Origin of the sequence: Klebsiella sp. HC6 (assembly GCF_022605325.1) — a bacterium.
GTDB classification, from domain to species: domain Bacteria; phylum Pseudomonadota; class Gammaproteobacteria; order Enterobacterales; family Enterobacteriaceae; genus Klebsiella; species Klebsiella terrigena.
Genome location: NZ_CP093276.1, coordinates 3,961,338 through 3,976,490, shown reverse-complemented (window position 1 = coordinate 3,976,490; position 15,153 = coordinate 3,961,338). Strand labels below are relative to the sequence as shown.

The 15,153-nt window shown below is 58.0% G+C and carries 13 protein-coding genes; 7 read left to right on the top strand and 6 right to left on the bottom strand.

Features of this window, described 5'->3' with window-relative positions; translation table 11 throughout:
- Positions 1 to 26: 26 nt before the first annotated feature.
- Genes ssuB through ssuE form a run of 5 tightly spaced genes read right to left on the bottom strand, consistent with a single transcriptional unit; the run spans position 27 to position 4,271 of the window.
- Complete coding sequence (gene ssuB, locus MMW58_RS19290) at positions 27 to 800, bottom strand: aliphatic sulfonates ABC transporter ATP-binding protein (protein WP_241721892.1); 774 nt, start codon at positions 798 to 800, stop codon at positions 27 to 29.
- Positions 797 to 1,588, bottom strand: coding sequence for an aliphatic sulfonate ABC transporter permease SsuC (gene ssuC / locus MMW58_RS19285; protein WP_041144816.1), 792 nt, complete (start codon positions 1,586 to 1,588; stop codon positions 797 to 799). Before ssuC ends, ssuB begins: the two co-directional genes overlap by 4 nt.
- Before the next feature lie 10 nt (positions 1,589 to 1,598).
- Positions 1,599 to 2,744 (bottom strand): FMNH2-dependent alkanesulfonate monooxygenase, encoded by a 1,146-nt coding sequence (gene ssuD, locus MMW58_RS19280; protein WP_241721891.1) that lies wholly within the window; start codon positions 2,742 to 2,744, stop codon positions 1,599 to 1,601.
- Positions 2,741 to 3,703 carry an aliphatic sulfonate ABC transporter substrate-binding protein gene (locus MMW58_RS19275; RefSeq protein WP_463351429.1) on the bottom strand — a complete coding sequence of 321 codons (963 nt, stop codon included), beginning with the start codon at positions 3,701 to 3,703 and terminating at the stop codon, positions 2,741 to 2,743. The genes ssuD and MMW58_RS19275 overlap by 4 nt, the downstream gene beginning before the upstream one ends.
- Positions 3,696 to 4,271 carry an NADPH-dependent FMN reductase gene (ssuE, locus tag MMW58_RS19270; RefSeq protein WP_095095749.1) on the bottom strand — a complete coding sequence of 192 codons (576 nt, stop codon included), beginning with the start codon at positions 4,269 to 4,271 and terminating at the stop codon, positions 3,696 to 3,698. The genes MMW58_RS19275 and ssuE overlap by 8 nt, the downstream gene beginning before the upstream one ends.
- A 252-nt stretch (positions 4,272 to 4,523) precedes the next feature.
- Here ssuE and pyrD point away from each other — a divergent pair, with 252 nt between their 5' ends.
- A complete protein-coding gene (gene pyrD, locus MMW58_RS19265; protein WP_241721890.1) occupies positions 4,524 to 5,534 on the top strand; it encodes a quinone-dependent dihydroorotate dehydrogenase in 1,011 nt (336 codons plus the stop codon).
- A gap of 167 nt (positions 5,535 to 5,701) precedes the next feature.
- Positions 5,702 to 6,244: a cell division protein ZapC gene (gene zapC, locus MMW58_RS19260; protein WP_123708368.1), complete on the top strand. Its 543-nt coding sequence runs from the start codon at positions 5,702 to 5,704 to the stop codon at positions 6,242 to 6,244.
- 45 nt (positions 6,245 to 6,289) lie between these two features.
- On the opposite strand, the gene MMW58_RS19255 is transcribed toward zapC, so the two are convergent.
- Positions 6,290 to 7,399, bottom strand: coding sequence for a YcbX family protein (locus tag MMW58_RS19255; RefSeq protein WP_241721889.1), 1,110 nt, complete (start codon positions 7,397 to 7,399; stop codon positions 6,290 to 6,292).
- A 98-nt stretch (positions 7,400 to 7,497) separates the two neighbouring features.
- Between MMW58_RS19255 and rlmKL the strand changes: the two genes are divergently transcribed.
- From rlmKL to pqiC, 5 genes are read left to right on the top strand one after another with little or no spacing between them, the layout of a single operon-like run.
- A complete protein-coding gene (gene rlmKL, locus MMW58_RS19250) occupies positions 7,498 to 9,603 on the top strand; it encodes a bifunctional 23S rRNA (guanine(2069)-N(7))-methyltransferase RlmK/23S rRNA (guanine(2445)-N(2))-methyltransferase RlmL (RefSeq protein WP_159237185.1) in 2,106 nt (701 codons plus the stop codon).
- Positions 9,604 to 9,615: 12 nt separating this feature from the next.
- Positions 9,616 to 11,523: an ABC transporter ATP-binding protein gene (locus MMW58_RS19245; protein WP_133597108.1), complete on the top strand. Its 1,908-nt coding sequence runs from the start codon at positions 9,616 to 9,618 to the stop codon at positions 11,521 to 11,523.
- Between the two features lie 14 nt (positions 11,524 to 11,537).
- Complete coding sequence (gene pqiA, locus MMW58_RS19240; protein ID WP_133597110.1) at positions 11,538 to 12,806, top strand: membrane integrity-associated transporter subunit PqiA; 1,269 nt, start codon at positions 11,538 to 11,540, stop codon at positions 12,804 to 12,806.
- On the top strand, positions 12,796 to 14,433 hold the full coding sequence (pqiB, locus tag MMW58_RS19235) for an intermembrane transport protein PqiB (protein ID WP_133597112.1): 1,638 nt from the start codon (positions 12,796 to 12,798) through the stop codon (positions 14,431 to 14,433). Before pqiA ends, pqiB begins: the two co-directional genes overlap by 11 nt.
- Positions 14,433 to 14,996 carry a membrane integrity-associated transporter subunit PqiC gene (gene pqiC / locus MMW58_RS19230; RefSeq protein WP_133597114.1) on the top strand — a complete coding sequence of 188 codons (564 nt, stop codon included), beginning with the start codon at positions 14,433 to 14,435 and terminating at the stop codon, positions 14,994 to 14,996. Before pqiB ends, pqiC begins: the two co-directional genes overlap by 1 nt.
- Positions 14,997 to 15,153: the final 157 nt, after the last annotated feature.

The following is a 15,153-nucleotide window of genomic DNA, read 5'->3' as shown; positions in this document are numbered from 1 at the left end:
CGTCGGTGCCGCGCTCCGGGAGCCGTTTAGCCGTGACTAAAAAGGCGTGGCGAGGTTTCGTGCCTGCCGCGCTTCATTACCCGGTTGAGAACCTCTGCCTCCAGCTCCGCCAGCCGCGCCGAACCGGTATGCCGTGGGCGCGGAATATCCACCGTGACGTCCAGCCCAATCTTGCCCTCTTCAATCAACAGCACCCGATCGGCCATCGCCACCGCTTCGCTGACGTCGTGAGTCACCAGCAGGACGGTGAAGCCATGTTCCTGCCAGAGCGAGACGATTAAATCCTGCATCTCGAGGCGGGTGAGGGCGTCCAGCGCGCCGAGCGGCTCGTCGAGCAGCAGCAGGCCGGGACGATGAATCAGCGCCCGGGCCAGCGCCACGCGCTGCTTTTGTCCGCCGGAAAGCGCCGCCGGCCACTCGTTGGCGCGATTTTCGAGGCCGACGCTGGCCAACGCCTGCAGGGCCGCGTCTCGCCACGAGCCTTTAAGCCCCAGGCCGACGTTATCGATCACCGTTTTCCACGGCAGCAGGCGCGAATCCTGAAACATCATGCGCGTATCGTCCTGGATTTGCGCCAGCGGCGTGGATCCCGCCAGCAGCTCGCCGGCGTTGGGTTTCTCCAGCCCGGCCAGCAGGCGCAGCAGGGTACTTTTACCGCCGCCGCTGCGCCCGACCACCGCGACGAACTGCCCGGTGGGAATATGTAAATCCAGCGCGTTAAGAATGGTGTTTTCGCCGTAGCGTTTGGTCACGCCGTTAAGCAACAGCGGGATCCCTGGGTTCAGACGGGCGGTCGTCATGCGTTTGCCTCCTGAAGATGATAGGCCGGATTCCAGCGCAGCCAGACGCGCTCCAGCAGCTGCGCGCTGAAGTCGGCCAGTTTGCCCAGAATGGCGTAGAGAATGATGGCCACGACCACCACGTCGGTTTGCAGAAACTCGCGTGCGTTCATCGCCAGGTAACCGATGCCGGCGTTTGCCGAGATGGTCTCGGCGACGATCAGCGTTAGCCACATCAGGCCGAGCGCGAAGCGGATACCCACCATGATTGACGGCAGGGCTCCGGGAAGAATCACGTGACGAAATAGCGCAAAGCCGGATAGGCCGTAGCTGCGCGCCATCTCGACCAGCCCGCGGTCAATGTTGCGGATACCGTGCCAGGTGTTGATATAAATCGGGAACATGGTGCCCAGCGCGACGAGAAAAATCTTGGCGCTCTCGTCGATGCCGAACCATAAAATAACCAGCGGGATCAGGGCCAGGTGCGGCACGTTGCGCAGCATCTGAATCGAGGTATCCAGCAGACGCTCTCCCCAGCGGGAGAGGCCACTGATCATCCCCAGCGCCAGGCCAATGGAGCCGCCGATAGCGAAGCCAAGCAGCGCGCGCCACGAGCTGATGGCCAGATGTTGCCAAAGCTCGCCGCTGGCGGAGAGCGTCCAGAAGGCTTTCAGCACCCCTTCCGGCGAAGGCAGGATCCGGGTGGAGAGCCAGCCCACCGAAGAGGCGAGCTGCCAGACGATGACGGTGCCGACCGGTAAAAACCAGGGGGCAAGGCGGATCAGCAGTTTTTGCCCAGCGATAGCCATATGTCGCTCCTCAGCTCTGCGCCGCTTTACGCGGGATAAATTCATTCGCTACCGCTTCACCCTGCGGACGCAGGCTCTGCGGCTGCGGGATTGACGGAATATTGACGTCCAGCAGCGGGAACAGCAGCTCGCCGACGCGCAGGGCTTCCTCAAGGTGCGGATAGCCGGAAAGCACGAAGCTATCGATGCCGAGTTCGGCATATTCGTTGATGCGTTCGGCGACCGTGGCGGCATCGCCGACCAGCGCGGTTCCGGCGCCGCCGCGCGCCAGCCCGACGCCGGCCCACAGGTTAGGGCTGATTTCGAGCCTGTCGCGCTGGCCGTTGTGCAGCGCGGCCATGCGGTGCTGGCCGACGGAATCGGTTTGCGCAAAGGCGGCCTGCGCCCGGGCGATGGTGTCATCATCCAGATGGGAAATTAAGCTCTCCGCCGCCTGCCAGGCCTCTGCGTTAGTTTCACGCACAATCACATGCAGGCGGATGCCGAAGCGAACCTTACGACCGTGGCGCGCGGCCTTTTCGCGCACCTGGGCGATTTTTTCCGCCACCTGCGCCGGGGGCTCTCCCCAGGTCAGATAGAGATCGACCTGCTCGGCGGCGAGATCCTGCGCCACTTCAGAAGATCCGCCGAAGTAGAGCGGGGGACGCGGCTGCTGCAGCGGCGGGAACATCAGCTTCGCACCGCGCACGCGCTGATGCTTGCCGTTGAAGGTCACGGTTTCGCCCTCCATCAGCCGGCGCCAGATATGGGTAAATTCCGCCGAGGCTTCGTAGCGCTCGGCGTGATCGAGGAATACGCCGTCGCCGGCGAGCTCCTGCGGATCGCTTCCGGTCACCAGGTTAAACAGCGCCCGGCCGTTGGAGAGCCGATCCAGCGTCGCCGCCTGGCGCGCGGCGACCGTTGGCGACACCACGCTCGGACGCAGGGCGACGAGAAACTTCAGGCGCTGAGTCACCGGGATCATCGAGGCGGCCACCAGCCAGGCGTCTTCACATGAGCGTCCGGTGGGGATCAGGACGCCGGTATATCCGAGGCGATCGGCGGTCTGCGCAATCTGCTGCAGATAGCCGTAATCAACCGGACGCGCGCCTTGCTCGGTACCAAGATAGCGGCCGTCACCGTGAGTAGGTAAAAACCAGAACATATTCAGACTCATGATTTCGCTCCCTGAAGGGCTGCGGGCTGCCAGATGCGCGCGCGGATATCGACTTTTTTCGGCACCAGCTTGTTCTCATAGAACAGGTCGGCGGTTTGCTGCTGGCGAGCGGCGGTTTCGGCGCTAACCGGCGTAATGGTGGTCGGCGGGCGATGGTCGAGATAGCTGGCTATCACCGCCTCAGGAAGACCCATGATTTTGGCTAACAGGGTAATGCTTTGCGCGCGCTGGCTGAGCGTCAGCGCATCGGCCTGACTAAAGGTTTGCAGCACGCCTTCAATAAAGGCGCCGTTTTTTTGCGCATAAGGGCGCGAAGCGAGATAGAAAGAGCCGGTTTGCTTCAGGTCGGTGCCATCTTTCAGAACCCGGGCGCCTCCCTGCTGGAGAGCCGCGGAGTAGTAAGGGTCCCAGATGGCCCAGGCGTCGACGTTACCCTGCTGGAAAGCCGCACGCGCGTCGGCGGGAGCAAGATAGACCGCCTGAATATCGTTGAACGTCAGACCCGCCTGCTGTAGCGCGCGGAGCAGCAGGTTGTGGGAGCTGGAGCCGCGCTGAAAGGCGACCTTATGGCCCTTTAGCTGCGCGACGTTTTTAATCGGGCTGTTTTCCGCCACCAGAATCACTTCGGCCTTGGGTTTCGGCGGTTCGGCGCCGACATAGACCAGATCGGCCCCGGCGGCCTGGGCAAAGATAGGCGGAATATCGCCGGTGCTGCCAATATCAATGCTGCCGACGTTTAACGCTTCGAGCATCTGCGGGCCGGCGGGAAACTCCACCCAGGAGATTTTGGTGCTCGGGTAGCGCTGCTCCAGCAGCTGGTGGCTTTTTGCCAGCACCATGCTGACGCTGCCTTTTTGATAGCCGATACGCAGCGCGTCCGGTGCGGACTGCGCCGCGTGGCTCAGGGCGGAGAGCATCAGCAGCCCGCCGAGCGCCAGGGGAGCCAGGAGATTACGCATGTTCGACCCCGTGGGTTGCTTTCAGGGCCGGCGCGCGGCTGGTTGGGCGATGAAGCGCCTGCCAGAAGGTTTCCAGCGCGTGGTCGAGGCGACCCTGCAGGTTTGGCGTAAACTGCGGCTTGTGCTGGTAGTCAGTCACCTGGCTATCGTCGGCAAACACGCCGTGGAGGATCTCCTGGGCCTTCAGCGCGTTGAGAACCGGCTTCAGGGCATAATCCACCGCCAGCATATGGGCGATAGTGCCGCCGGTCGCGAGGGGCAGGACGATTTTGCCTTCCAGCGCGCGTTCCGGCAGCAGGTCGAGCAGCGTCTTCAGCGCGCCGGAGAAAGAGGCCTTGTAGACCGGGGTGGCGATAATCAGGCCATCCGCGCCGGCCAGCTGTTCGTTCAGAGTATGCAGCGCCGGATTATCGAAACGCGCATAAAGAAGATCTTCCGGGGCAAAATTCTGCAGGTGCCAGTGGCAGACTTCAACATCAGCGGCGGAGAGCGTCTCTCTGGCATATTCCAGAAGGGCGCTGGAACGGGAAGGGTAGCGCGGGCTGCCCGCAAGTGTGATAACGCGCATGTTCTCTCTCTCCTTATAACCAAATGTTTGCATTTATCTATTATTGATAACATTTACCGGCAGTGTGACAGAGGCGATTTATTTACCTAAATGATTTTTCCACCCTTGTTTTGTCGGAATTTGCATAAAGAAGGGCGGAAAAGTAAACGTTTGCGTCGGATGGAGGATTTTTTGTCGTAGGTCAATTCCCTTTCCGCTGAGGATCGAACATAATACGCCCCCGGTTTGCACACCGGGAATCCAGGAGAGTTCATGTACTACCCCTTCGTTCGTAAAGCTCTTTTTCAGCTCGATCCTGAGCGCGCTCATGAAGTAACCTTCCAACAATTACGCCGTGTATCGGGAACGCCGCTTGAAATGCTGATCCGCCAGAAGGTGCCCTCTAAACCGGTGACCCGCATGGGTCTCACGTTTAAGAATCCGCTGGGCCTTGCCGCCGGGCTGGATAAAAACGGCGAGTGTATCGATGCGCTCGGGGCAATGGGTTTTGGTTCAATCGAAATTGGTACCGTGACGCCGCGCGCGCAGCCGGGTAACGATAAGCCGAGGATCTTCCGCCTGGTGGCGGCAGAAGGTTTGATCAACCGCATGGGCTTTAATAATCTCGGCGTTGATAACCTCGTCGAGAACGTTAAAAAGGCGCATTTTGACGGTATTCTTGGGATTAATATTGGTAAAAATAAGGATACCCCGGTTGAGCAGGGCAAAGATGATTACCTGATTTGTATGGAAAAAGTCTATCCCTACGCCGGCTATATCGCCATTAATATCTCCTCACCGAATACCCCGGGCCTGCGCACGTTGCAATATGGCGACGCGCTCGATGATTTACTTTCCGGTATTAAAAATAAGCAGCTTGAGCTGCAGCAAAAGCATCAAAAATATGTCCCGGTGGCCGTGAAGATCGCCCCGGATCTTTCCCTTGAGGAATTGATCCAGGTGGCCGATAGCCTGGTTCGCCATAATATTGACGGCGTGATTGCCACCAATACCACCCTCGATCGATCGCTGGTACAGGGGATGCAATATTGCGATGAAACCGGTGGCCTCAGCGGTCGTCCTCTGCAATTAAAAAGCACTGAGATTATCCGCATGCTGGCGACAGAATTAAACGGCCGCTTGCCAATTATCGGAGTCGGCGGGATTGACTCTGCGATAGCAGCCCGGGAAAAAATCGCCGCCGGCGCGACGCTGGTCCAGATTTATTCTGGCTTTATTTTTAAAGGTCCGCCGCTGATTAAAGAAATTGTTACCAATATCTAATCTTTTCCCCCACTGAAACACCCCCAGGGCTTTATTTCCGGCCCTGGTTGTTTTATATTCCCTCATTGTTGCTTATTTAGACATTTTAGTCTTTTCTTAATTTTGGAAATAATTCTGTTGCCGTATGCCGTGCATTACAGATGGAAGTGAAAGAGGACGGGGGAAAAATGCGGATTAAACCTGACGATAACTGGCGTTGGTATTACGATGAAGAGCACGATCGCATGATGCTCGATTTGGCCAATGGCATGTTGTTCCGCTCGCGCTTTGCGCGCCGGATGCTCACGCCCGATGCATTCGCGCCATCCGGATTTTGCGTTGACGACGCCGCTCTTTATTTTTCCTTCGAAGAAAAATGCCGGGATATAGAATTATCTAAAGAGCAGCGCGCTGAATTAGTGCTTAACGCGCTGGTTGCCATTCGTTTTCTTAAGCCCCAAATGCCGAAAAGCTGGCATTTCACCAGCCATGAAGAGAGCTGGCAGCCCGGCGGCGGCGATACCGCCAGCGCCTGGCTCAGCGATACCGGGCAGCAGGTGAATCTGCTGGTGGTGGAGCCCGGCGAAAATGCCGCGCTGTGCCTGCTGGCCCAGCCGGGGTTAACCCTGGCCGGACGGGTGATGCAGCTTGGCGACGTGATTAAAATTATGAACGACAGGCTGCAGCCCGCCCCGCGTATCTCCAGCTACAGCCTCGGCGAGGCGGTTTAAGGCGGCGAGTCTCTTTGGCCGCCAGCCGATGAGCCGCTGCAGGCCTCAGGGTGCCAGGCGCAGGTCGGTCTTCGGTACGCAGCTGCAGCACAGAATAGTGCCATCCGCCGCCACGGCGTTTTTCTTCAGCGGGCTAACCTCACCTTCCTCAAGCCGAATGCGGCAGCTGCCGCAGATGCCCGCCCGGCAGGAGTAGGGCACGCGGATCCCCTGCTGCTCGAGCTGTTCCAGCAGAACCTGCTGGTTATTCCCGATAAAGCTCTGTCCCTGCCACTCAATATCAACCGTCGCATTCTGCTGAGCTGCAGAAGGTTCACTATCATCGCTTTCGCCCGCTCCGTAGGCCTTCGCCGGGGCACGCTTCAGCACCTCGACTTCATCCCCCACGCGAATAACGCCGCTGCTGCGGGCAATCAGGTTTTGACCGAAATCGACATCGCCATTATCCACGGCGGTGCGAAAGCGTTGCAGCGTGGCCAGCGGCTCGCCGGACGGGTGCTTTTGCCCGCGTTCCGGGCTGACGGTGGTAAAAATACAGCGGCTGCAGGGCTTAGCGACATCGAAAGTCACTTCGCCAATGCGGATCACCTTCCAGGTATCTTCCTCCCACGGTTCGGCGCCGGTGACCACCAGGTTAGGGCGAAACTGCTCCATACGGACGCTGGCCGGACAGCGCTGCTGCAGGTCGCGCAGCGAGGCTTCGTTGGTGAGTAAATAGGGGTAACCGTCGGCAAAGGTGAGCGGGACGGCGTCATGGCGCTTAACGCGGCGGGTCAGCTGCGGGCCCAGCCAGCGAAGCTGAACCTGGCGATTAAAGAAGCCGCTAAGCCATTGGTTAACCGTTGATGGCGCAACCAGGGCGGTGAAATGGTTTCCCCACACCTCGGTAGGCTCGCCCTGAGGCGCGAAATCAGCGAAGCGAACGATCGCGCTGCTGCCGTCAGGTGCGGTCAGGTGAACGCCATCCTGCAGCGGGGAGGGGGTGAATTTCACCATCTGTGGAAACTGGCGGGCGGTAATAAAGGTGCCATCCGTTTCCGTCACCATAAACAGGCGATCGAAGGCCAGGCCGCTGATATCGGCAAACGCATGCGTCAGGCCAATTCCACGCATGGATTTGACGGGATGAATAAAAAGTCGCGATAGCGTTTTCATGCGGAGTCTCTGGGCTTAAAAATAAGCCTTTAACTTTATGACATAGGGCGCATATTGGCTATAATGCGCACCAATTTTCTTTTAGTAAAAGTGACGATATGAATTCTCTGTTTGCCAGTACGGCTCGTGGGCTTGAAGAGCTGTTAAAAACTGAACTGGAATCACTTGGCGCAGCGGACTGCCAGGTAGTCCAGGGCGGGGTCCATTTTCAGGGAGATACGCGCTTGCTGTATCAAAGCCTGATGTGGAGCCGGCTGGCCTCACGCATCATGCTGCCGTTAGGCCAGTGTAGCGTGTATAGCGATTTGGACCTGTACCTCGGCGTACAGGCCATTCCATGGACGGAGATTTTCACCCCTGACGCCACCTTCGCCGTCCATTTTAGCGGGCTGAACGATGAGATTCGCAACAGCCAGTACGGCGCGCTGAAGGTAAAAGATGCCATCGTCGACAGCTTTACGCGCAAAAATCTGCCGCGGCCGAACGTCGATCGTGAAAATCCCGATCTGCGGATCAACGTCTGGCTGAACAAAGAGACGGCGCACATCTCGTTAGATCTGAGCGGCGAAGGCCTGCATCTGCGTGGCTACCGCGACGGTACCGGGATGGCGCCAATCAAAGAGACGCTCGCCTCGGCGATCGTCATGCGTTCCGGCTGGGTACCGGGTACGCCGCTGCTCGATCCGCTGTGCGGTTCCGGTACGCTGCTGATCGAAGCCGCAATGCTGGCGACCGATCGCGCTCCAGGCCTGCATCGCGGCCACTGGGGCTTCAACGGCTGGCTCCAGCACGATGATGCGGTATGGCAAGAGGTTAAAACCGAAGCCCAGACCCGCGCTCGCGCAGGCATCGCGGCGTATGAATCCCGTTTCTACGGTTCCGATGTCGACGCGCGGGTGATTGAACGCGCGCGCAGCAACGCCCGTCGCGCGGGCGTCGGCGAGCTGATTACGTTTGCCGCTAAAGACGTTGCTCAGCTGAGCAACCCGCTGCCGAAAGGCCCGTACGGAACGGTGATCGGTAACCCGCCGTACGGCGAGCGTCTGGAGAGCGAGCCGGCGCTGATTGCCCTGCACAGCCTGCTTGGCCGGACGATGAAAAGCCAGTTTGGCGGCTGGAACCTATCGCTGTTCAGCGCTTCTCCGGATCTGCTGAGCTGCCTGCAGCTGCGGGCCGACAAGCAGTTTAAGGCTAAAAACGGCCCGCTGGACTGCGTGCAGAAAAACTATCACATTGCCGAAAACGAAGGCGGTAAAGCGGTTTCGCTTGCCGAAGATTTCGCCAACCGTCTGCGTAAAAACCTGAAGAAATTTGAGAAATGGGCGCGCCAGGAAGGTATCGAATGCTACCGCCTGTATGATGCCGATCTCCCGGAATATAACGTCGCTATCGACCGCTACGGCGAGTGGGTGGTGGTGCAGGAGTACGCGCCGCCGAAAACGGTCGATGCGCATAAAGCCCGCCAGCGCCTGTTTGATATTATCGCCGCGACGATTTCGGTCTTAGGTATCGCGCCGAATAAGCTGGTGTTGAAAACCCGCGAACGGCAGAAAGGCAAAAACCAGTACCAGAAAATGGCCGAAAAAGGCGATTTTATCGAGGTGCAGGAGTATAACGCCCGGCTGTGGGTCAACCTGACCGATTACCTCGATACCGGCCTGTTCCTCGACCACCGCATCGCGCGGCGCATGCTTGGCGAGATGAGCAAAGGCAAAGATTTCCTCAACCTCTTTGCCTATACCGGCAGCGCCAGCGTTCATGCCGGTCTCGGCGGCGCGCGCTCGACGACCACCGTCGATATGTCGCGCACCTACCTCGAGTGGGCCGAGCGAAATCTGCGCCTCAACGGCTTAACCGGCCGTTCGCACCGCCTGATGCAGGCCGACGTGCTGGGCTGGCTGCGCGAGAGCGATGAACAGTTCGACCTGATCTTTATCGATCCGCCGACGTTTTCTAACTCAAAGCGCATGGAAGAAACCTTCGACGTACAGAGCGATCACCTGCGCCTGCTGACCGATCTTAAACGTCTGCTGCGCAAAGGCGGCACGATTATGTTCTCGAACAATAAACGCGGTTTCCGTATGGATCATGACGGGCTGGCGCAGCTTGGCCTGAAAGCGCAGGAAATTACGCAAAAAACGCAATCTCAGGATTTTGCCCGTAACCGTCAGATTCACAACTGCTGGCTGATTACCGCAGCCTGAAAGGAATAAAGAATGTCATTGATTAGTATGCATGGTGCCTGGCTCTCCTTCAGCGACTCTCCGCTGCTGGATAACGCCGAGTTGCATATCGAAGATAACGAGCGCGTGTGCCTGGTTGGGCGTAACGGCGCGGGCAAATCCACCCTGATGAAGATCCTTAACCGCGAGCAGGGTCTGGATGACGGGCGCATTATTTATGAACAGGATCTGGTTGTTGCGCGTCTGCAGCAGGATCCGCCGCGCAATATTGCGGGTACCGTGTACGACTTCGTTGCCGAAGGCATCGAAGAGCAGGCGGCGTACCTTAAAGGCTATCACGACGTTTCGCGTCTGGTGATGACCGACCCGAGCAACAAAAATTTAAACGAGCTGGCGCGTCTGCAGGATCTGCTGGATAACCTCGGTCTGTGGCAGCTGGAGAGCCGCATTAACGAAGTGCTGGAGCAGCTGGGCCTCGATGCCAACGCCGAGCTGGCTTCGCTGTCCGGCGGCTGGCTGCGTAAAGCGGCCCTCGGCCGCGCGCTGGTTAGCGGCCCGCGCGTGCTGCTGCTGGATGAACCGACTAACCACCTCGATATCGAAACTATCGACTGGCTGGAAGGCTTCCTGAAGACCTTTAAAGGCACCATTATTTTCATTTCGCACGACCGTTCATTTATTCGCAATATGGCCACGCGGATCGTCGATCTCGATCGCGGCAAGCTGGTGACCTATCCGGGTAACTACGATCAGTATCTGCTGGAAAAAGAAGAAGCGCTGCGCGTTGAAGAGCTGCAGAACGCGGAGTTCGATCGCAAGCTGGCGCAGGAAGAGGTCTGGATCCGTCAGGGGATCAAAGCGCGTCGTACCCGTAACGAAGGCCGCGTGCGCGCCCTGAAGGCGATGCGTCGCGAGCGCGGCGAGCGCCGCGAAGTGATGGGCAGCGCGAAGATGCAGGTAGAAGAGGCGTCACGCTCGGGCAAAATCGTCTTCGAGATGGAGAACGTTGACTACCAGGTTGGCGGCAAGGTATTGGTCAAAGACTTCACGGCGCAGATTCAGCGCGGTGACAAAATAGCGCTGATTGGCCCTAACGGCTGCGGTAAAACGACGCTGCTGAAGCTGATGCTCGGTCAGCTGCAGGCGGACAGCGGACGGGTTCACGTCGGCACCAAGCTGGAAGTTGCCTACTTCGATCAGCACCGCGCCGAGCTGGATCCGGACCGCACGGTGATGGATAACCTCGCTGAAGGCAAGCAGGAAGTCTTGGTTAACGGTAAGCCGCGCCACGTGCTGGGCTATCTGCAGGACTTCCTGTTCCATCCGAAGCGGGCGATGACGCCGGTTCGCGCGCTCTCCGGCGGGGAGCGTAACCGTCTGCTGCTGGCGCGTCTGTTCCTGAAGCCCAGCAACCTGTTGATTCTCGATGAACCGACCAACGACCTGGATGTCGAAACTCTGGAGCTGCTGGAAGAGCTTATCGACGGCTACCAGGGCAGCGTGATGCTGGTCAGCCACGATCGTCAGTTCGTCGATAACACCGTCACTGAATGCTGGATCTTCGAAGGTGAAGGGCGCATCGGTCAGTACGTTGGCGGCTACCACGACGCGCGCGGACAGCAGTCTCAGTCTTTGGCGCAAAAACAGTTCGTGGCTAAAAAAAACGTTGAAGCAACGCCGCCGAAAACGGAAAGTGTCAAACGCGCAGCGAGCAAACTAAGCTATAACCTGCAGCGCGAGCTGGAGCAGCTGCCGCAGCGTCTGGAAGAGCTGGAGGCCGAGCTGCAGAGCTTGCAGGATCAGGTTGCCGACGCCTCCTTCTTTGGTCAGTCGCATGACCATACGCAGCAGGTGCTGGCGCAGCTGTCTGAAGCTGAACAGGCCCTGGAAAAGGCCTTTGAGCGCTGGGAATATCTCGAAGGATTAAAAAACGGCGCATAAGCTGAGGAGTTTTCATGTGCGATCATCATCATGCTGCGCGGCATATCCTGTGTCCACAATGTGATCTGCTGGTGGCTTTGCCCCAGCTGGAGCATCGCCAGAAAGCCGTATGTCCGCGCTGCGGAACAACGTTAACGACTTCATGGGACGCGCCTCGGCAGCGTCCCACAGCCTATGCGCTGGTCGCGTTGTTTATGCTGCTGCTGGCAAACCTGTTTCCCTTCGTCTACATGAACGTTGGGGGACTCAACAGTGAAATTGAGCTGCTGGAGATCCCCAACGTGCTGTTTAGCGAGAATTACGCCAGCCTCGGCACCTTCTTTCTCCTTTTTGTGCAGCTGGTGCCGGCCTTTTGCCTGATAACCATTCTGCTGCTGGTCAACCGCGTGCGGATGCCCGCAGCGCTAAAGGCGTTTCTGGCGCGAATTCTGTTCCACCTCAAAACCTGGGGAATGGCGGAAATCTTTCTCGCCGGGGTGCTGGTGAGCTTCGTGAAGCTCATGGCCTACGGCGATATTGGCGTTGGCCTAAGCTTTTTTCCCTGGTGTATGTTCTGCCTGCTGCAGCTGCGCGCGCTACAGTGCGTGGACCGGCGCTGGCTGTGGGACGACATCGCGCCAATGCCTGCGGTTAAACAGCCGCTGAAGGTTGGCGTGACGGGGATTCGCCAGGGCCTGCGCTCCTGCTCCTGCTGTACGGCCGTTTTACCCGCTGACGCCGCGGTATGCCCGCGCTGTCAGACGAAAGGGACGGCGCGGCGCAAGCATAGCCTGCAGTGGACGCTGGCCCTGCTGATCACCTCGTGCCTGCTCTATCTCCCCGCCAATATCATGCCCATTATGATAACCGACCTGCTGGGCGATAAAATGCCGTCGACGATCATGGCCGGGGTGATCCTGCTGTGGAGCGAAGGATCGTATCCGGTGGCGCTGGTGATATTCATCGCCAGTATTATGGTGCCGACGTTGAAAATGCTCGCGATTGGCTGGCTGTGCTGGAACGCCAACGGCAATGGTTCGCGTGATTCAGAGCGCATGCATCTGATTTATGAAGTAGTGGAGTTTGTTGGCCGCTGGTCAATGATTGATGTCTTTGTCATCGCTGTACTCTCGGCGCTGGTGCGCATGGGAGGGTTGATGAATATCTATCCTGCGATAGGGGCGGTGATGTTCGCGCTGGTTGTTGTGATGACAATGTTTTCAGCGATGACGTTCGACCCTCGTTTGTTGTGGGACCGTGAACCAGATTCAAGCCATGAGGAAATACAGCAGCATGGAAAATAATAGCGGAGAAGCAAAAGTGCAAAAGGTGAAGAACTGGTCACCAGTATGGATCTTCCCCATCGTCACTGTGCTAATCGGCGCGTGGATTCTTTTTTATCACTATAGCCATCAGGGGCCGGAGGTGACGCTGATCACCACCAACGCCGAGGGCATTGAGGGTGGTAAAACCCGGATTAAAAGCCGCAGCGTTGACGTCGGTGTGGTAGAAACCGCCACCCTTACGGACGATCTGACGCACGTAGAGATTAAGGCTCGCCTGAACTCCGGTATGCAGAAGCTTTTGCATCAGGACTCGGTGTTTTGGGTAGTAAAGCCGCAGGTGGGGCGTGAAGGGATCAGCGGCCTTGGGACGCTGTTGTCCGGAGCCTATATTGAGCTTCAGCCTGGAACGAAAGGGGCGGATGCTGCGCAGTACCCGCTGCTGGACTCTCCGCCGCTGGCCTCGCCGGATGCGAAGGGTATCCGCATTCTGCTGGAAAGCAATAAAGCCGGCCAGCTCTCTCCCGGCGATCCGGTGCTCTTTCGCGGCTATCGGGTGGGGTCGGTCGAGACCAGCACCTTCGATCCGCAAAAGCGTAATATTACCTATCAGCTGTTCATCAACGCGCCAAACGATCGCCTGGTGACTACCAACGTTCGTTTCTGGAAAGATAGCGGTATTGCCGTGGATCTGACCTCGGCCGGGATGCGGGTGGAAATGGGCTCGCTGTCGACGCTGTTTGGCGGCGGGGTGAGTTTTGATATTCCGGAAGGGCTGGATCTTGGCGAACCGGTCGCGAACAAGACCGGCTACCATCTTTTTGATGACCAGAAAAGTATTCAGGATTCGGTCTTTACCCAGCACATCGACTACGTGATGTTCTTCAAAGATTCGATCCGCGGGCTTCAGCCCGGCGCGCCGGTGGAGTTCCGCGGGATACGTCTGGGCACGGTCGGCAAGGTACCGTTCTTTATTCCTGGGCTGCATCAGCGGCTGAATGACGATTATCGCATTCCGGTAGAGGTGCGCATTGAGCCGGAACGGCTGATCAACCAGCTTGGTGACGATCCGAATATTCGCACCCATATGGACGATCTGATCAATCGCGGCCTGCGCGGATCGCTGAAAACGGGCAACCTGATTACCGGCGCGCTGTTTATCGATCTCGACTTCTATCCGAAAGCGCCTCCGCGCGGCAGTATGCATGAGTTTGGCTCGTATCCGATCATTCCGACGGTCAGCGGTGGTCTTGCGCAAATTCAGCAGCGCCTGATGGATGCGCTGGATAAGATTAACAATCTGCCGATTAACCCGCTGCTAGAGCAGGCGACCAGTACGCTGGCGCAGAGCGAAAAAACGATGCAGCACGTTCAGGCAACGCTGGATAGCCTGAATAAGATCACCTCAAGCCAGTCGATGCAGCAGCTGCCGGGCGATATGCAGAATACGCTGCGCGAGCTGAACCGTAGTATGCAGGGCTTCCAGCCGGGGTCCGCGGCGTACAATAAGATGGTTGCGGATATGCAGCGACTGGATCAGGTTCTTCGTGAACTGCAGCCGGTACTGAAAACGCTCAATGATAAGAGCAACGCGCTGGTATTTGAGGCCAAGGGTAAAAAAGATCCGCAGCCGAAGGGAGCGAAATAATGAAAAAGTGGTTAGTAGCGGCAGCGGTATGCGCGCTGGCGGCCTGCAGCAGCAGCGGGGAGGATAAAACCTACTATCAGCTGCCGGTCGTCCAAAGCGGTGCGCAAAGCGCCGCCCATCAGGGGAAGAACCTGCTGTGGGTTGAACAGGTCACTATCCCGGACTATCTGGCGGGCAACGGGGTGGTCTACCAGACCACCGACGTGCAGTACGTTATTGCGAGTAATAATCTGTGGGCCAGCCCGCTCGATCAGCAGCTGCGCACCACCCTGGTTGCGAATTTAAGCAATCAGCTGCCCGGCTGGGTGGTGGCATCGCAGCCGCTGGGCAACGAGCAGGATACGCTTAACGTTTCCGTTAACGGCTTCCATGGCCGTTATGACGGGCGAGTTATCGTCAGCGGAGAGTGGCTGCTGAAGCACCAGGGGCAGCTGATTAAGCGTCCGTTTAATATTGAGCTTAAGCAGCAGCAGGACGGCTACGACGCGATGGTAAAAACGATGGCCCAGGCCTGGACTCAGGAAGCGACCGCTATTGCCAATGAGCTGAATCGCCTGCCATAAGTATAATTAATGAAGCTAAATAGCCGCCGTGGTCTGAAAAACCGCGGCGGTTTTTTTATTTGTTTCGTCAGCTTGTTACTTGTGCTGGTTCACAGTTTTTGTACAAATGAACTTTCATGTAGCTCACAAATATGACAATGGCGTGAATTTTGCGCAT

Bases quoted from the DNA above. Each gene is read 5' to 3' on its own strand.
- ssuB (WP_241721892.1), bottom strand. From the start codon at position 800: ATGACGACCGCCCGTCTGAACCCAGGGATCCCGCTGTTGCTTAACGGC.
- ssuC (WP_041144816.1), bottom strand. From the start codon at position 1,588: ATGGCTATCGCTGGGCAAAAACTGCTGATCCGCCTTGCCCCCTGGTTT.
- ssuD (WP_241721891.1), bottom strand. From the start codon at position 2,744: ATGAGTCTGAATATGTTCTGGTTTTTACCTACTCACGGTGACGGCCGC.
- MMW58_RS19275 (WP_463351429.1), bottom strand. From the start codon at position 3,703: ATGCGTAATCTCCTGGCTCCCCTGGCGCTCGGCGGGCTGCTGATGCTC.
- ssuE (WP_095095749.1), bottom strand. From the start codon at position 4,271: ATGCGCGTTATCACACTTGCGGGCAGCCCGCGCTACCCTTCCCGTTCC.
- pyrD (WP_241721890.1), top strand. From the start codon at position 4,524: ATGTACTACCCCTTCGTTCGTAAAGCTCTTTTTCAGCTCGATCCTGAG.
- zapC (WP_123708368.1), top strand. From the start codon at position 5,702: ATGCGGATTAAACCTGACGATAACTGGCGTTGGTATTACGATGAAGAG.
- MMW58_RS19255 (WP_241721889.1), bottom strand. From the start codon at position 7,399: ATGAAAACGCTATCGCGACTTTTTATTCATCCCGTCAAATCCATGCGT.
- rlmKL (WP_159237185.1), top strand. From the start codon at position 7,498: ATGAATTCTCTGTTTGCCAGTACGGCTCGTGGGCTTGAAGAGCTGTTA.
- MMW58_RS19245 (WP_133597108.1), top strand. From the start codon at position 9,616: ATGTCATTGATTAGTATGCATGGTGCCTGGCTCTCCTTCAGCGACTCT.
- pqiA (WP_133597110.1), top strand. From the start codon at position 11,538: ATGTGCGATCATCATCATGCTGCGCGGCATATCCTGTGTCCACAATGT.
- pqiB (WP_133597112.1), top strand. From the start codon at position 12,796: ATGGAAAATAATAGCGGAGAAGCAAAAGTGCAAAAGGTGAAGAACTGG.
- pqiC (WP_133597114.1), top strand. From the start codon at position 14,433: ATGAAAAAGTGGTTAGTAGCGGCAGCGGTATGCGCGCTGGCGGCCTGC.